Genomic DNA, 16804 nt, shown 5'->3' on the forward strand with positions numbered 1-16804 from the left:
TGATTACAAAGAATTAACCATAAAAGTTTATGCCGAATTTCAATTGAAAAATCTCTGAAAAAAGATAAATTCAGAATATTATTCTTAAAAAGTCAATTATCACATCAAAAACAGTAAATTGTTTTGAAAACCAAATGTTAACAAAAGTTAATTTGCATAAAAATAATTTAACATTCTTGAAAAATTACAATTCAAACGAAAGAAATAACTCAATAAAAATAATTATAGTCCAATTTTTTAGATTTCGGAGTCCCTTCCTCCACAGTTTTTAAAGACTAAAACTGGGCACTTATTTTAAGATTTAGAATTATATTTTGTATTTAATGTATAGACAAAAGACATATAATTAAAATAATTAACACTAGATATTTATATATATAAAAGTGATTTATTCCGAAATTAAATTCCGAATCTTAGAGAATTTTAATAGTAATTCGTCTGTTTAAAGCTTGGTTCTCTGCAGAAGTATTTGGCACTAATGGCTCTTTGTCTCCTTTACCTTCCACCATTACCCTACCGGGATGTAAACCTGCTTTTACTAAAAATTGCTGAACACTTTTGGCCCGCTGTAAACTGAGCGTCTGGTTGTATCCTTCATTCCCTATGTTGTCTGTATGCCCTGAGATCAAAATATTCACATTCGGGTTTTCCTGAAGAAACTTTTCCAGCCGCTTCAGTGAAGTCAGGGATTCTGCTTTAAGATCGAATTTGTCAAAATCAAAAAATACATTCTCGAAAACAAACGCTTCTCCTGAGGCTACTGGTACAAGCTCAACTTTCAGATCTTTGACGTTTTGAATTTTGTCCCGCTCCACATTGTAGATCTTTGGAAGAAATCCCTTTTTCTCTACATAAAGTCCGGAGACTGCATTCTCAGGATAAAGCATCATAAAATCCCCTGTTTTACCGTCCGATTGAAACTGATACAAGGTGCTGTCATTTGTCAAGGAGACTAACGAAAGGGTAGCATCTACAGGTTGTCCGGTTTTGGCATTATAAACTTTGCCTTCGGTCACAGTAAGATTTTCTCCAAGATAGATCTCCTCAGGAAACTTAAATCGGTACAGCAGGGAGCGGTCATTTTCTTCTTCCTCCTTCGTCAGCTCTGTGAAGTAAGCATAATCCTTCTTAGCAGTAATAAACAGTGCTACCTGCTCCAGTTGATCGTTGATGGGGAGACCTAGATTCTCAGGCGCTTGGAATTCACTGTTTTTCACTCGGGAAAGGAAAATATCCATCCCGCCAAAGCCCTGATGTCCATCTGAGGCAAAAAATAGAATTTCATTATTAAAAAACATGAAGGGTGAAATCTCATCTTTGGAAGTATTGACCACATCCCCTAGGTTCTTGGCCTCAGACCAAGAGCCATCATTCTGCCGGACCGTATACCAAATATCATTACCACCATATCCCCCTCTCCTGTTGGAGGAGAAAAACAGGATTCTCCCGTCAGCTGAAAGTGAAGGTTGAGAATCCCAGGATCGGGAATTCACCTTCGTTCCCATATTGGTAGGCCGTTGCCATTCCCCATTCACTTTGTAGGCAATATACAAATCACAGCTACCTTGAGAATCAGGCGCATCGCAGGAGGTATAGATCAATATTTTCCCATCGGCGGTGACGGTACAAGTCCCTTCATTGAATGGAGAATTGATACTTTGAGCCAAACTATGTGGCTTGGTCCAACTTCCCTCTCCATCTGCAAATGCAGTGAAAATATCCTCCTTGTCAAAATTGCCCGTTCCATCTCGCTTTGTAAATAAAATCTGCTCCCCATCAGCAGTCAAAACTGGGAAATACTGCAGCTTGAATTCATTAAGCGGAGATTTCAGCATCTCTTTTTCGATGGACATGGTATCGCCAAGCGCCTCGCCCAAAAACTCCATCTGCGCTTTGATTTGCCGATAGTTGAGTGACTTTTTAAAAGCTTCATTAAATAGCGGATCCGCCTCTTGGAATTGCTTGTATGCCTCCTCAAACCTCCCCTGCTTCAAAAAAAGATTCGCCAATAGCCATCCATATTCAGCCACATTGCGAGCATTGGCGTTCTTGCCACTTAGTCTTGATTTTCCCGACAAAGCCATTTTCTCAGCTTCATCTAATTTGCCTTGGGTAATCAGGATTTGGGTTGCTTTGACATAAGCCTCCAAAAAGGACCCCTCCCTCGCGATTGCAGATTGATATTTGGCCAATGCCTCATCATACTGTCTGGTAAGGGTCAATTCTTCCCCTTCTTGATAAAGCTTAATGGCCCTGCTATCTATAATGGAATAAGTCTGCCCCTCCGTCTGGAGAATCAGAAAAAAACCAATGAAAAAAAGAAAAACAGGGCGCATCTAGCTAGGGGATGTCCATAAATTTATGAGTTTGAAGCGAAATATTCCATTTTGGATGACTTTTTACATAGTCTATGGTTTCCCGGGTAAACTTTGCAGCCTTGCTCCATTCAGGCTGAAGCCTCAATTCGCAGCTCGGCTTGACCAATGCTGCATGCTGCTCCGCAAAATCAAAATCACTGGAATGAAATACTACCACTTTCAACTCACTCGCCACCGAGTAGATCGAAGGATGCGGTTTTTTGAATTTCTTCGGGGAAAAGCAAACCCAGTCAAAGTCACCTGAGAAGGGATACGCGCCCGAAGTTTCGATATTGGTGGTAAAGCCTTTTTCTTTCAAAAGCTTCGTCAGCGGATTCAGATTATATAGCAAAGGTTCGCCTCCGGTGATCACAACAAGTCTTCCCGGAAAGGCCAAAGCATCCTCCACAATTTGCTCAATGGACAATACAGGCCATTTTCCTGCTTCCCAGCTTTCTTTTACATCGCACCAGACGCAACCCACATCACAGCCTCCCAGCCGGATAAAATATGCGGGATGTCCGGTAAACCTGCCTTCTCCTTGGATCGTGTAGAATGCCTCCATGATTGGAAGCTGCAGCCCTGAGGCTACGAATTCTTGGGTAGTCTGTGCTACCTGATCGAGTGTATGCATGAATTTTTGGTAAAGCGGGAGATTCCACCGCTGAATGAGATGCAAAGGTAGGAGGAAATTACGATTTACGAATGACGATTTACGACATTGCTGAAGACCTCAATCCTGATTCTTGGAAGTTACCCTTTGGAAATCAGGCTTGAGGAGCAAAAAAGCTTCGTAAATCTGAAATCGTAAATAATCCATCACATCTCCTTCCTCATCACCACCCGATAATCCTCCACATCACCTTTTCGAATGACTTGGACGATTTTAAAGCCTCTTTTCAATCCAAAAGAAATCATTGCAGGAAAGCGATTTCGGGTTTTGAAGTATATACGCTTGAATCCTCTTTCCCTAGCCCAAGTTTCTTGGTTTTCAGCCAAAGAATCCGCAATTCCATATTTCCTAAACTCGGGCCTCACTCCTCCCATCCAAGAATAAAACGTGTCAGGCTCATCATCCTGATATCCGACTTTAAACCCGAGTAATTCTCCATCTTTTTCCGCCACCAAAGCCAAATAGACCCTTTCTTTCAATCGATCCGTGTAAAACTCCAAAGTGACCTTTCCCGAAAATTCCGGAATCCGATCATGAACCCAGAGGAGTTCGGCAGGTGAAGCCTGTCTGATAGTGAAATCTGGGTGGTTCTGTGCCATTAGATTTTTGATCTACGAATTACGATTTACGAGGTCTATTTGAACCTCAATCCGAATTTCTAATTCAGGCCTTTGTAAATATTTATTTGATAATAAAAGACCTTCGAGGTTTTGAAAACCTCAAAGGTCACTTTGAACGTCGTAAATCTAAAATCTCTTTTAATCTTTTTTCACCGTCGGATATGTCACTCCCAACTGCTCCAAATACGTGTCATACTTCGTCTCGTCGTAGTAGAATTTCTCCAATTGCGGACGGAACTGCTTCATGATCCCTTCATTTAGGTAAATCGGAGGGGCATCGTCTTTGGTGATCATCGGCTTGTATTGCTCTTCTTTCGTTTGCACGTTTTTGAAGTAATCCCAAGCTTGATCGACGAGTTCAGGTTGCAGCAAAAAGTCCAGGATGGTCATCGCCTCAGCTTTTGCGCCAGCAGTTACACCCTTGTGCGCAATTGGAGTTGCCATCGCTATCGCATTGCTCCAGTGGTGACCTGGCAAACCCGGAATATTTGACGGAAATCTCAAGGTCACAGTCGGCACTACCCAAGACACATCGCCGATATCATCTGAACCTCCGGAAACAGGAACTGTCACAGGCAAACCCAGGGTATCCAATTTAGTCGGCATACCTTCTTCTTTCGAGCCCAGTTCCTTCTGAACCGCTTTTGCCAAAGTCTGATCATTTTCATCCCAAGCTGGCAAACCTACTTTGAGAATATTCTGATACATCTTTTCTGCAATCACCTTATTAAAGTGTCTCGGCCATGCCGTACCCAAGACTTTTGAAGTCATCGTCGTCCCGGTCATCAAGGCTGCTCCTTTTGCAATATCATTCGCCTGCGCATACATTTCCATGATGCCGTCGTACTTCACATCTCTAAAATAGTACCAAATCGAGGCTTTGGACGGCACCACATTTGGCTGATCTCCTCCATCAGTAATGACTGAGTGGGATCTTTTCAATGGATGCAAATGCTCCCGCTTGTAATTCCAACCGATATTCATCAGCTCTACGGCATCTGCTGCACTTTTGCCCCGCCATGGAGCACCGGCTGAGTGGGCAGCATCTCCTGAGAAGGTGTATTCCACCGAAATCAAACCTGTACCACTAGCCTGTCCCCAACTCACTCCAAGGTTATTGGCCACGTGGGTAAAAATACAGATATCGACACCGTCAAACTTTCCATCTCTGGTAAACCAAGCCTTAGCAGCAACCAATTCCTCGGCGATCCCCGGCCAAAGAACCAATGTTCCACCGATATTTTCCCGCTCCATGATCTGCTTCACCGCTAACGCGGCCGTGATATTCAGTGGAATTCCTGCATTGTGACCTTCTCCGTGTCCCGGCGCACCTTCCACCATAGGTTTGTGATAGGCTACTCCAGGATATTGGGAGGCTTTGGGAATATTGTCCACGTCCGAACCCAAGGCGATGACTGGGCCATCCCCATTTTTCCAGGTAGCAAACCAAGCCGTCGGAATTCCGGATACACCTCGCTCGATGGTAAAGCCATTTTGCTCCAAGATTCCAGTCAAGTATTTAGAAGATTCGATTTCCTGAAAACCCAGCTCCGCAAAGCTGAAAATCTTGTCCACCATCACTTGGCTTTGCTTGTGATTGGCTTGGACGATTTGGCCAACTTCCGCTTTTAGCGCCTCGATTTGTTTGGGAGTGTATTTCTTTTGTGCCAAAGCTGAAAAGCCCAAGCTTCCGGCTAAAGCTAAACTTACTAGTAATTTCTTTTGCATAAGGTTGATTGGTTAGGTTTCGGAAAATACAAAAAAGAGCCAAGTCCCTGAAACAAAATTGATCAGTGGACAAAATCCCCTTTTGGGAGGAATTGGAAATTTGACTACCAAAGCCGCCTGATTTTTCTATTTTTGCAGGCGTTTGTTGAAAAAACTTTAAAATTGGCAATTCATCCTTCTCCCTGTTTCTTTGAAGATATGGGTTGGAATTCGGGAAAGTCACGAGGCTTGAAACCAAATTCACGTTTGGTTCTGCTCTTATCTCCATTTATCCAGCAAACAAAAGATTTAACTCAATAGAATAAAAAATCAAATCATGGCGGAGTACAACTTCAGGGAAATCGAGCAAAAGTGGCAAGGCTTCTGGAAAGAAAATGAAACATTCAAAGCCGAGGTAGATCCCAATCGGCCTAAGTTCTATTCCCTTGACATGTTCCCTTATCCTTCTGGTGCAGGACTCCATGTCGGTCACCCGCTTGGTTACATCGCTTCCGATATCGTCTCTCGGTTCAAGATGCTCAAGGGCTTCAATGTCTTGCATCCAATGGGTTATGATTCTTTTGGCTTGCCTGCTGAACAGTATGCTATCCAAACCGGGCAGCATCCCGCCATCACCACTGAGCAAAATATCACTCGCTACACGGAGCAATTGAAGAATATCGGTTTCGCTTTCGATTGGGATCGTGAAGTCCGTACCTCGGATCCGTCCTACTACAAGTGGACCCAGTGGATCTTTATGCAGCTGTTCAATAGCTACTATGACTTGGATGCTGATAAGGCGTTGTCCATCGATTCCTTGATCTCTCGATTTGAAAAAGAAGGAAATGCAACCGTAAAAGCTGTCTGCGATGACGATATCCCAACTTTTAGCGCAGTGCAATGGAATGCATTTTCAGAAAAAGAAAAGCAGGAAATGCTCCTGAAATACCGCTTGACCTTTCTAGCAGAAACCACAGTAAACTGGTGTGCGGCTCTAGGAACCGTACTATCAAATGACGAGGTGAAGGACGGATTCTCTGAGCGAGGTGGTCATCCTGTGGAGCGAAAGAAAATGATGCAGTGGTCCATGCGGATCACGGCGTATGCGGATCGCTTGCTTCAGGGTTTGGAAAAAGTAGATTGGTCCGAACCGATCAAAGAAATGCAGCGCAACTGGATCGGGAAATCGATCGGCGCCGAGGTAGTCTTTCAAGTGAAAGATTCCGCCGAGACTATCAAAGTATTCACCACCCGAGTCGACACCATTTATGGGGTGACCTATTTGGCTTTGGCGCCGGAAAGCGAACTCGCTGCCGCCTTGATCACCGAAGATCAGCGCGAAACCGCCGAAGCCTATATCCAAGTCGCCAAAAACCGCTCCGAGCGAGAGCGAATGAGTGATGTGAAAACCATCTCAGGAGCCTTCACGGGTTCTTATGCCATCAATCCATTCAACGGAGAAGAGATCCAAATCTGGGTTGCGGACTATGTCTTGGCTGGTTATGGCACAGGCGCTGTCATGGCTGTACCTGCACATGACGAGCGGGATTACAACTTTGCGAAGCACTTTGGTCTGGAAATCCGCCAGGTGATCGAAGGCTCGATGGAAAACGGCTCTTTCCCCGGAAAAGGGGGTTTGATCATCAATTCAGGCTTTATCTCCAATCTTTACATGAAAGATGCGATGACGAAAGCGATTGAATTTTTGGAAGAAAAAGGCATCGGAAAAGGCAAAATCCAGTTCAGAATGCGGGATGCGATCTTCACCCGACAGCGCTATTGGGGCGAACCGTTACCGGTGTATTTCAAAGATGGCTTACCTTACTTGATCGAAGAGAAAGACTTGCCTTTGGTTTTGCCAGAGGTAGATAAATACCTGCCAACCGAAGACGGCGAACCACCACTTGGTCGGGCAAAAGACTGGACTTACAAAACAGCGGATGGAGAATATCCTCTCGAAATGTCCACCATGCCGGGTTGGGCGGGATCAAGCTGGTACTTTTTCCGCTATATGGATCCGAAAAACGACAGCATTTTTGCTGACAAAGCCAAAACAGACTATTGGGGTGCGGTGGACTTGTATATCGGAGGTTCCGAACACGCAACTGGTCACTTGTTGTATTCCCGATTCTGGACCAAGTTTTTGTATGATTTGGGCGTGGTGAGCATCGACGAACCATTTCAAAAAATGATCAATCAAGGGATGATCCAAGGAAGATCCAATTTTGTCTACAGATTAAAAGGAACAAACACCTTCGTTTCCTATGGATTAAAGGATCAGCACGACACCTCTGAAATGCATGTCGATGTGAATATCGTCCACAACGATCAGTTGAATCTAGACAAATTCAAAGCTTGGAGACCTGACTTGGCTAATGCGGAATTTATCCTGGAAGACGGCAAATATGTCTGTGGTTCAGAAGTGGAAAAAATGTCCAAGTCCAAGTACAATGTGGTCAATCCTGACGATATCATCGAGCGCTACGGCGCCGATACGCTGCGATTGTACGAGATGTTCCTGGGTCCTTTGGAGCAATTCAAACCTTGGAATACCAATGGAATTGACGGCGTATTCAAGTTCCTGAAAAAACTCTGGAACCTCTATCATCCCGGATCAGGAGACTTCTCGGTTTCCGATGCTCCTGCGAGCAAAGAAGAAATGAAAGCCCTGCACAAAGCGATCAAAAAGCTAGAGGAAGACATGGCCAATTTCTCATTCAATACTTCTGTTTCCAGCTTTATGATCTGCGTGAATGAGCTGACGGCCTTGAAGTGCAACAAGCGGGAAGTATTGGAACCTTTGGCAGTTTTGGTTTCGCCCTATGCCCCGCATATCGCTGAGGAACTTTGGGCGCTTTTGGGTCACAGCACTTCGATCACAACCGCGGCTTTCCCAGAATTCAAGGAAGAATACTTGGTCGAGAGCAACTTCGAATATCCGGTGATGATCAATGGTAAGATGCGGGCAAAGCTAAATCTCTCCCTTTCGCTTGCAGTTCCGGAAATCGAAAAAGCCGCATTGGAAGATGCCCAAGTCCAAAAATGGCTAGAAGGCAAGGCTCCAAAAAAGGTGATTATCGTACCGGGTAAAATTGTGAATTTGGTGGTGTAAGCATCAAAAAGCAGAAATTTCAAATGGGCCAAGAGTTATTTTTTGGCCCATTTTTTTGGAGTCACCAGTATTTGAAATCACTTTCAAACCCTTGATGATTTTACAATTGGAATTATTTAACAATTGATCAAATCAATTCAAAAACCCAAACAGCCACAGCGGTATTTTCTTGGGATTGCCGTATTCGATGTCATCGGCAGCGATAAAGCTGTTTTTTACTCCCTGAATCTGTTCGGAAGTTTTATTTTTCCCACCTACTTCAAAGGTGTACTTTTCATTGATCCTAAAATCACCATCCTTTACGTACTCCACGCTATGTCCATGGGAAAGCTGATTGATTAAAAATGTTTCTCTCAAGTTACCGAGATCAGCATTTTTAGGAGTAAAGGCAAACTGAAAGTTGCTGTTTTCAAGGTAGATTTTTTCCGGCTTTTGCATTTGGGTGATTCCTTTGATGTCCTTGTAGAGGTTTTTTGTCAAATGGGCCTCTTGCAGGAAAAAGAGGTAGCTTACCAAAGTATTCCTATTGATCCCAATACGCTCGCTGAGCTTAGTCACATTCGGAATAAAGGGAACCGACTCCGATATGATTTGCAGCAAATGCTTCAACTTAGGGATGTAGGAAATGTCCACACCTCGCAGCAGTGGCAACTCGATCTCCAAAGTCATGTTCACTACTTCCTCCAACCGCTGATGATATAAATCCGGCACTTCCTGAAAGAAGGGGAAGTAGCCATGGTTCAGATAAGCACCAAAATAGGCAAGTGGTTTTACCTTTTGCAAGACATCCCTTGCAATGGAAACATGGTTTTCAATCAGCTCATCCAAGCTGTGCATTGGAAATTCATTTCCTGTCCTGATGGCTAGAAACTCCCTGAAAGACAAACCCTGCATGTGGTATATCACTGCCCTTCGACTGAGGTCAGCTCGTGCATTCAGGATTTCCAGCATAGAAGAACCGGTAAACACAATTTTCAACTCAGGGAAATCATCGTAGATGTTTTTGATTTCAATGGACCAATTGGGGTATTTGTGTACCTCGTCCAAGAACAAGTATTTTCCTCCTCTTTTGACAAAATTATCCACCATGTCCACCAAGCTATTCTGAGCAAACCAAATATTGTCCAAACTCACGTATAACGTTTTATGGTCTAAAGGCAGGTTTTTCTTGATATATTGAAGCAACAGGGTGGTTTTCCCTACTCCCCTTGGCCCTTTAATACCGATCAATCGTGCCTCCCAGCGGATTTTATCGATTATACTTCGGACAAAGTCCAATGAAGTGGCATCAATCTTCTTTAAAAATTTTTCATCTATGGACTCCATAATAATGCTTATTATATTAAGCAAAAATAAGAAATGATGCTTAATCAAAAAAGCTATAAAAAAAATAAATTGCTTAATAAAACAAGCAAATACTAAAATTTCATTTTTCCTAAAACAACCCCTTCGCTTTGATTTCCATGTACTTATTGATCGTCTGAATACTGAGTTGCTGCGGAGGACAGAGGATCGTCTGAATCCCATGTCGATTTAGTTCTTTGGCGATCAGACGCTTGTCATAGACAAACTTGGAAGCGATCGTTTTTTCGACAATTTCAGAAAGGGTAGTTGCGGACTCCTCGGCAAAATCCTCCAATAGGTAGTTTTCAAAAATAACCACCAGCACAAGATGATGCTTGGACAGCGCTTTGAGAAATGGCAATTGCCTGCGCATCGCACCTGCATGTTCAAAGTTGGTGTAGATCATCAAGAGACTTTTCTGGCCCAGTCTTTTTCGCGCCCAACTGTACAATTCACCAAAGTCAGACTCCGGAAATCCCGTCTTAATGTTATACAGCAATTCCATCACCGTCTGGAGCTGAGTCGGACGGTGATTGGCTTCACAAGTGGAGCCGATGTGATCTGAGAAAGTTGCAAGTCCTGCTTTATCCCCATTTTTCAGCGCGATATTCGTAAAGGCAAGGCTGCTATTGATCGAGTAATCCAACAGACTCAAGCCGTCAAAGGGCATCTTCATCACCCTGCCCAAATCGATGATCGAATAGACCGGCTGGGACTTTTCCTCCTGGAAGTGATTGGTCATCAGCTTGCCTGACTTCGCGGCAGCTTTCCAATTGAGATTCCTGAGATCATCGCCTGCCACATAGGGCTTGATCTGCTCAAACTCCCGGCTTTGACCAAACTTACGGAGCTTTTTCAGTCCATGCTCCCGCTTTATTGAATGAAATGCAAAAAACTCATAGCGTCGCATCTGCAAAAAAGACGGATACACCTTCACCACTGCGTTTTTATTGAAACTGTATCGCTTGGCAGCCAGTCCCAAAGGTCCATAGGTATATAAATGAAGGCTTCCAAAATGGTATTCACCCCGCTGCTTGGGGGTAAGGGAATAGGAACTCAACTGGATCTCACCCGATCTTAATGTGGTAAAATATCCGAAATCCCGCTTTTGAAACTGCTCAGGGATTTCATCCAGGACAAACAACTTTACGGCAAAGCGATACGTGTTTTCGATGGAAATCTCCACCTCATTTTCATCGCTGTTGGAAAACTTCTCCGGCAGCCTTCTGCCTCCGACAATGCCTTCCTTTTTTCCAAAAATCAACAAAAAATCAACGACAAAAAGGACCACCAACATGGCCACAAGAAAGAGGGCAATGGGATATAAAACCCAAAACCAGTAGGAAAGGAAAAAGACCAAGGCAATGACCGCAAGTGCAGCATAACTTCTTTTCCCGAGATACAGCTGTCTAATTACCTTGAACAAATCAGCGTGGAATTTCGATGGATTGAATGATTCCTTCCAAGATCAAATCTGCGGAAACGCCTTCCATTTCCTTTTCGGGGTTGAGGATTATTCGGTGACGCATCGCCGGAATGGCTGCTCTTTTGATGTCATCCGGAAGGACAAAATCCCGTCCATCCATCGCTGCCATTGCTTGGGAAGCCCGGAAAATCGCCAAAGAAGCCCTTGGTGATGCCCCGGCATAAATGCTGGCATGACTTCGGGTTTTTACTACGATGGTTGCAATGTATTGAAGCAACTTTTCCTCTACCCTGATCTCCGAGGTCCAATTCTGAAATTGGATCACTTCTTCACCTGAAAGCACTGGAGTGACTTTTGGCTCGGATTCTGTCTCTGAACCGCGATTTTGAAGGATCAGGATCTCCTCTTCCAGATTGGGTAAGCCTAGGTGAATTTTGAAAAGAAAACGGTCCATCTGCGCTTCAGGTAAGCGATAAGTCCCTTCTGAATCGATCGGATTTTGCGTAGCAAGCACCATAAATGGAGCTTCCATCGGATAGGTCACGCCATCCATGGTCACCTGTCGTTCTTCCATCACTTCAAACATGGCCGATTGCGTTTTGGCCGGAGCCCTGTTAATCTCATCAATCAGGATGACATTGGAGAAAATGGGGCCTTTTTTGAATTCAAATTCCCCAGATTTAAAGACCGAAGTACCCAAGACGTCGGCTGGCATCAAATCAGGTGTAAATTGAATCCTGCTGAAACCGGTATGGATAGACTTGGCAAACAACTTACTGGTTAAAGTTTTGGCGATACCCGGGACTCCTTCCAGCAAAATATGTCCTTTGCTGAGCAATCCCACGAGCATGAGCTCGATCATTTCGTCCTGACCAACGATTGTTTTCTTGATTTCCTGACGGACTTTGGCGATTCCTTCGGCAATTTTTTCCACCGGTAGTCGGCTGCCGAATGGGGCTCCGCTATCCTGCGGGCTGGAGATCTCTTCCATGGATTTGTTTTGATTTAAAGTCTTCAATTAGTTGATGAATCTGAAGAATATCTTCAGCATTCAGTTGTGGTTTTGCTTCATAAAGCCGGAGTTTTTTGACCAGATTCTCTGAAAGATCCAGTGCTACGCCGCTTTTATTGGAAAGGGAAATTGCAATTTCTTCTTTGCTTTCTTCGATCTGAAAATTGAATTTGGTCCTGCAATAGTCCCAGAAAAGCTTGATCTGGAGTTGTCCAAGTTCGGTCATATCCTTTCGGCCGAGATAGATCGAGGAAATAGTCTTAGCAAATTCCAGCGATTGATTTTTTGGCGGCGTGATGATCTTGATGGCTTTTTGCCTTCGCTTGCCCTCAAATACCACCCAAAGCACCAACAACACCAAGCAGGTAAAATAGGCAGCTTTCAGATAGGGATTGTTCAATACCAAATATAGTGGAGAGGTGTTGATGACTTTCCCAGCTTTGATGTACTGATCCAAAAGTATCGGCCGGTCCAAATCCCAAGTACCCAAAACCTGCTCGGTGTAGAATTTAGAAGTGGAATCCAGCAGGAAATAATTCGTAAATGCTTCCGGAAAAGCATGCAAGGTGACCATTCCATTCCCAGCCTTCAGCTGAATGAAATTGGGTTTGGCGCCAATGGAATCCGGGTCAGACGTATCGGAGATTTTCCCCAAAACCTGTACCTCCACCGAATCTGCCCATTCGTAAAATTCCCCGTAGTGAAATTTGTCATAGGTGACAGGATCTGCCAAAATCATGGGCTTCTCCAGACTCAGCGCAAACCGACGCTCAATCTCAAAATTCTCAGGATGAACATCTTCGATGATTCCCAGACTATCCAGAAAATTAGTTGGGATCGTAGATGCCGAAATAAATAAATGACCTCCTCCCCGCACCCAATTCAAAAGTACTTCCGTTTCTTCGGGATCTGTTTCAAAGATGGAATTGACAAAAACATAGGTGGCCTCTTGCGGTGCCTCTTCGATCGCTTCATATGGAGGTGAGTTTACCTCACGGAAGTCGGCATCTACTTTTTTGACCTGGTCGTAAAACACTTTTGCTCCAAGAGGTCGAGAATCATCCTGCACATAGCTTGGGCTCCAATCTACGGGAGGCGGACTGGAAAAAATCAAGAGCAACACGACCAAAATCAGGAAAGTGAGTGATCCTAGGAGTATTTTCTGTCCTCGACTCATGGCAGCTGATCTAACTGGTTAAAAGCTCCCTCCAAATCACCATAGGCCTTTTGATCCAGATCAAAATGCCCATACCAGACGAAATTATAGATGCGGGTGACTTCAGTAAACGGACCAAAAAACGGCGTTTCGCGTAGCTCCCGCTGGTAATCGTAATTGGTTTTGGAAGATTTCCAAACGATCAACTTACGCTGAATAAGCTGCTGTAGCACTAACAGGTAGCGATACCGGAGTGCGAGACGGAAATCCTGATTTTTCAAGGCCTCTTCTGCCAGGGATTTTAGGTTGTCACTTCTTAGCAAAACCTCATCCGTACTCAGATTGGAAAAACCGATCTTGCGATCCGCACTCCCTCCTCCACTGTACTTCATCCCCAACCAAACTAACAAGCCCATCAAAACGAAAATCAACAAGTAAGGCGCAAGCTGGAAGAAAACTTCCCAGAAGCCAGAGACCTCCACTCCTTCCCAGAATTTGCTCCAAAAGCGGTTCCAGACATTTCCGATTCGCTCTTTGATTTGCTCAAACCAGTTTTTTTCACGAAGGAGCTCTTCATAGGAATATTCTGGTTGAGAAAGGTATTCGTCTGCATAGCCATCTTCAAATGACCAAGCTTTGTGGTAAACAAACTCCAGCGAATCTTGAGATGCACTCACACTGTCTTGTGCTATGGGCATTTCCTGTTTGGCTGGACTTTGCCAAGAAATGAAAAGAAATATTACGGCAATGAGAGCGGTCTTAGCCAAGGTCGTCCAGTTTCGCTTTTAGTCCTGTTCTGTTTTTCTCTTCATCCAAATCAAAGTAAATCAGACCAAGGGATACGGTAAAAATAATGGAAAGCAGATTACTTGCTGCTGAACTAATAGTAGTCAAAATAAGGTAGATGAAATCCCCTCCAAAGGCTTCACCCCCGTCCTGCACGGCTACGAAGGTTTTACCCCCTAGATAGATGACGCCTGGCAACTGAAATACAAAGGATATGATCCCAATCACGATCCCTACCACCAAAATAGTCCCAAAAGTCACCCACCAATATCCTGATGTCAACTTAAAGGCTGCTTTGAGGCTTTCAATTTTTCCGGTTTTTCTAAAAAAACACAAGGGAAAAGCCAGCGCAAAAGGAATCATGAAATAAACTCCAGGGATAAGGAAAAACAGAAAACCCAAAATGAGCAAAGGATAACACATAAGTGAAAGCAGGACATATTCACCGATGTAGCTTTTTGCGGTCTGAATGATGGATTCCTCATCTACCTGACCCTTGGTGAGCGTGTAATTTTCCATGAATGCAAAAATCGAAGCAGCCGAAGAAGCAAAAAACAACAAGCCTCCTAAGGCCAGCAGCAACAAAGAAATACCAAAATACAAGGGCTCATTTAGAACCCATTGCGCAGCACTGCCATATTGATAAATTCCAGAAAACAAGACCGTGATCAGAAAATAGACTCCTGCTGTCTTTAACAGCACATGAAGAAGTGGCTTGAGATTTATTCTTACGAATGCGAATGAATCGGACAAAATCGTTCCCAACTCTCTACGGGTTCTTAATTCAAGATAGTGCTGCTCCATAAATTGGACTTTTTATACATTTTGATAGGTAAATACACATAATAATAAAGAATCAAAGCCAAGGAACTGGCTATGATTAAGATGCTGAGGAAATCGGGCATTTGAGTCATTCGGGTGACAAAACCCTCCAGAAAACCTGCCAAAATAAAGAATGGCACCGTACTCAGGAGAATTTTAAGGCCGTCCCTCATCCCTCGCTGAAAAGAATGCAGGCGAGAATAGGTCCCAGGGAATAGAATGCCATTTCCCAAGACCAAGCCGGCACATCCGGCAATAACGATCACCGAAATCTCAATCGTACCATGAATCCAGATTGTCCGGGCCGACTCCCAAAGAAGCCCCTGCGCATGGAAGAAATATTGGAAAGAACCCAACATCACACCATTGTACATCAGGACCAGCAAGGTGCCTACTCCTAGAAATACCCCAGCCACGAAGGCCACGACAGCCACACGGATGTTATTGACCGTGATGCCGAGAAACATGTCCAGCTGATTCATCTTTTTGTACACCGCCATCGGATCACCGGATTCGATGTTGGACATGGTCTGATTGACATAGGCATCGCCTAAGATCGAGCGGACAAAAGAAATCTCAGTGCTGGCCGAATATGCCCCCATCGCCACAAAAATCCCAAACACCAGTACAGAAATCCCCAGCTGAGGTAGATAGCGGTAGAACATCAACGGGAAGTCCTTGAAGTAAAAATCAATCACTCCTTTGACTCCCAACTTCTTGTCATGATAGACTTCACGATGGTACTGGGAAGCGAGGTGATTGAGGTAGGAGATTACCTTTCCCTCCGGGAAAAATGTTCGTGCATAGTTCAGGTCATCCGAAATCTCCAAATACAAATCAGATAGCTGAGAAGGCGGTAAGGTGGCATTTTTGGACAGATGCTGCTCAAAAGTGCTCCACTTGGTTTGGTTTTTTTTGATGAAAAGTGATTCCCGCATAAAAGTGACTAGACTCGCCTAAAACTATTGAATTATTTTATTTTTCGGCAAGAGATCGGTAGTTTTCATGAAAATTAATTTAGGAGTTCAGGCTCAGTTTTAAGATGGAAGGATTTTATATCGAAACGGCACAACACATCCAGATCCGGCAGCGTCCGGCTGGCTTGGGTGACCGGATTTTGGCTCAGGTAATTGATAGCTTCATTATGGGTTTGTATATGCTCTTGGTGTCCATTACGGCATTTGGGATCTTGAAACTCGAAGACAATTCGATTGCCATCATGACTCTTTTGTTCCTTCCATTTCTGGTTTACCATCTTCTCTTTGAGATCTTCATGAATGGCCAAACGATTGGCAAACGGGCTCTTGATATACGAGTCGTCCAACTTGATGGCAGCAAAGCCTCTGTGGGCAGCTATTTAATTCGCTGGCTGCTTCGCCCGATAGATATCACGATCAGTTCGGGAGGGATCGCCGTGCTCACCATTCTGCTAGGAGGTAAGGGACAGCGTCTCGGCGATATCGCGGCAGGTACTACGGTAATTTCGCTCAAGCAACAGGCCGTCAGACGTGAGGAACTACTGACCGCTGTCCCTGCCAATCATGAGCCCAAATACCCTCAGGTGGTCAACCTCAGTGATTCCCAGCTCCATCAGATCAAAAAAATCCGAATAGAGGCACTCCAATCCTATGACTTTGACCTGATCAATAAGCTGGCTGCCAAAACGGCGACCATGCTTCAAATCACTCACGAGTCAATACCGCTGGAGTTTATCGATCAGGTCATCTTGGATTACGAATACTATGCTCAAAAAGAGCATGGGGAAGGGTGACTACGTATTCCAAAGAGG

At 44.2% G+C, this 16804-nt stretch carries 13 protein-coding genes; 2 read left to right on the forward strand and 11 right to left on the reverse strand.

Annotated elements, in window-relative coordinates; all coding sequences use genetic code 11:
* Positions 1-413 precede the first annotated feature (413 nt).
* From DK188_RS16465 to DK188_RS16480, 4 genes are all read right to left on the reverse strand, one after another.
* The gene (locus DK188_RS16465) at positions 414-2336 is read right to left on the reverse strand and encodes an OmpA family protein (protein WP_111671942.1); all 1923 of its coding nucleotides are present in this window, start codon (positions 2334-2336) and stop codon (positions 414-416) included.
* Positions 2337-2340: 4 nt separating this feature from the next.
* Complete coding sequence (locus DK188_RS16470) at positions 2341-2991, reverse strand: 7-carboxy-7-deazaguanine synthase QueE (protein ID WP_111672084.1); 651 nt, start codon at positions 2989-2991, stop codon at positions 2341-2343.
* 185 nt (positions 2992-3176) lie between these two features.
* Entirely contained in the window at positions 3177-3629 is a 453-nt protein-coding gene (locus tag DK188_RS16475; protein ID WP_111671943.1) for a GNAT family N-acetyltransferase, read from the reverse strand.
* Positions 3630-3788: 159 nt separating this feature from the next.
* The gene (locus DK188_RS16480) at positions 3789-5378 is read right to left on the reverse strand and encodes an amidohydrolase (RefSeq protein ID WP_111671944.1); all 1590 of its coding nucleotides are present in this window, start codon (positions 5376-5378) and stop codon (positions 3789-3791) included.
* 316 nt (positions 5379-5694) lie between these two features.
* On the opposite strand from DK188_RS16480, the gene leuS reads away from it, so the two are divergent.
* Entirely contained in the window at positions 5695-8469 is a 2775-nt protein-coding gene (gene leuS / locus DK188_RS16485; protein ID WP_111671945.1) for a leucine--tRNA ligase, read from the forward strand.
* 132 nt (positions 8470-8601) lie between these two features.
* Here the strand turns inward: leuS and DK188_RS16490 are convergent, their stop codons facing one another.
* The 7 genes from DK188_RS16490 to DK188_RS16520 form a co-directional block, all read right to left on the reverse strand.
* Positions 8602-9795, reverse strand: a complete 1194-nt coding sequence (locus DK188_RS16490) for an ATP-binding protein (protein WP_111671946.1) — start codon at positions 9793-9795, stop codon at positions 8602-8604.
* Positions 9796-9904: 109 nt separating this feature from the next.
* Positions 9905-11239, reverse strand: a complete 1335-nt coding sequence (locus DK188_RS16495; RefSeq protein ID WP_111671947.1) for a DUF58 domain-containing protein — start codon at positions 11237-11239, stop codon at positions 9905-9907.
* Position 11240: 1 nt separating this feature from the next.
* Positions 11241-12230, reverse strand: a complete 990-nt coding sequence (locus DK188_RS16500; RefSeq protein ID WP_111671948.1) for an AAA family ATPase — start codon at positions 12228-12230, stop codon at positions 11241-11243.
* Positions 12202-13428 carry a DUF4350 domain-containing protein gene (locus tag DK188_RS16505; protein WP_111671949.1) on the reverse strand — a complete coding sequence of 409 codons (1227 nt, stop codon included), beginning with the start codon at positions 13426-13428 and terminating at the stop codon, positions 12202-12204. The genes DK188_RS16500 and DK188_RS16505 overlap by 29 nt, the downstream gene beginning before the upstream one ends.
* The gene (locus DK188_RS16510) at positions 13425-14174 is read right to left on the reverse strand and encodes a DUF4129 domain-containing protein (protein WP_111671950.1); all 750 of its coding nucleotides are present in this window, start codon (positions 14172-14174) and stop codon (positions 13425-13427) included. The genes DK188_RS16505 and DK188_RS16510 overlap by 4 nt, the downstream gene beginning before the upstream one ends.
* Positions 14167-14997 (reverse strand): hypothetical protein, encoded by an 831-nt coding sequence (locus DK188_RS16515; protein ID WP_111671951.1) that lies wholly within the window; start codon positions 14995-14997, stop codon positions 14167-14169. Before DK188_RS16515 ends, DK188_RS16510 begins: the two co-directional genes overlap by 8 nt.
* Positions 14973-15953, reverse strand: a complete 981-nt coding sequence (locus DK188_RS16520) for a stage II sporulation protein M (protein ID WP_111671952.1) — start codon at positions 15951-15953, stop codon at positions 14973-14975. The genes DK188_RS16515 and DK188_RS16520 overlap by 25 nt, the downstream gene beginning before the upstream one ends.
* Before the next feature lie 104 nt (positions 15954-16057).
* Here DK188_RS16520 and DK188_RS16525 point away from each other — a divergent pair, with 104 nt between their 5' ends.
* Positions 16058-16786 carry an RDD family protein gene (locus tag DK188_RS16525; RefSeq protein WP_111671953.1) on the forward strand — a complete coding sequence of 243 codons (729 nt, stop codon included), beginning with the start codon at positions 16058-16060 and terminating at the stop codon, positions 16784-16786.
* The last annotated feature ends 18 nt before the right edge of the window (positions 16787-16804 follow it).

This window comes from Algoriphagus litoralis, from assembly GCF_003259255.1.
Classification (GTDB): domain Bacteria; phylum Bacteroidota; class Bacteroidia; order Cytophagales; family Cyclobacteriaceae; genus Algoriphagus; species Algoriphagus litoralis.

Bases quoted from the DNA above. Each gene is read 5' to 3' on its own strand.
- DK188_RS16480 (WP_111671944.1), bottom strand. From the start codon at position 5,378: ATGCAAAAGAAATTACTAGTAAGTTTAGCTTTAGCCGGAAGCTTGGGC.
- DK188_RS16470 (WP_111672084.1), bottom strand. From the start codon at position 2,991: ATGCATACACTCGATCAGGTAGCACAGACTACCCAAGAATTCGTAGCC.
- DK188_RS16505 (WP_111671949.1), bottom strand. From the start codon at position 13,428: ATGAGTCGAGGACAGAAAATACTCCTAGGATCACTCACTTTCCTGATT.
- DK188_RS16525 (WP_111671953.1), top strand. From the start codon at position 16,058: ATGGAAGGATTTTATATCGAAACGGCACAACACATCCAGATCCGGCAG.
- DK188_RS16500 (WP_111671948.1), bottom strand. From the start codon at position 12,230: ATGGAAGAGATCTCCAGCCCGCAGGATAGCGGAGCCCCATTCGGCAGC.
- DK188_RS16465 (WP_111671942.1), bottom strand. From the start codon at position 2,336: ATGCGCCCTGTTTTTCTTTTTTTCATTGGTTTTTTTCTGATTCTCCAG.
- DK188_RS16475 (WP_111671943.1), bottom strand. From the start codon at position 3,629: ATGGCACAGAACCACCCAGATTTCACTATCAGACAGGCTTCACCTGCC.
- leuS (WP_111671945.1), top strand. From the start codon at position 5,695: ATGGCGGAGTACAACTTCAGGGAAATCGAGCAAAAGTGGCAAGGCTTC.
- DK188_RS16520 (WP_111671952.1), bottom strand. From the start codon at position 15,953: ATGCGGGAATCACTTTTCATCAAAAAAAACCAAACCAAGTGGAGCACT.
- DK188_RS16490 (WP_111671946.1), bottom strand. From the start codon at position 9,795: ATGGAGTCCATAGATGAAAAATTTTTAAAGAAGATTGATGCCACTTCA.
- DK188_RS16515 (WP_111671951.1), bottom strand. From the start codon at position 14,997: ATGGAGCAGCACTATCTTGAATTAAGAACCCGTAGAGAGTTGGGAACG.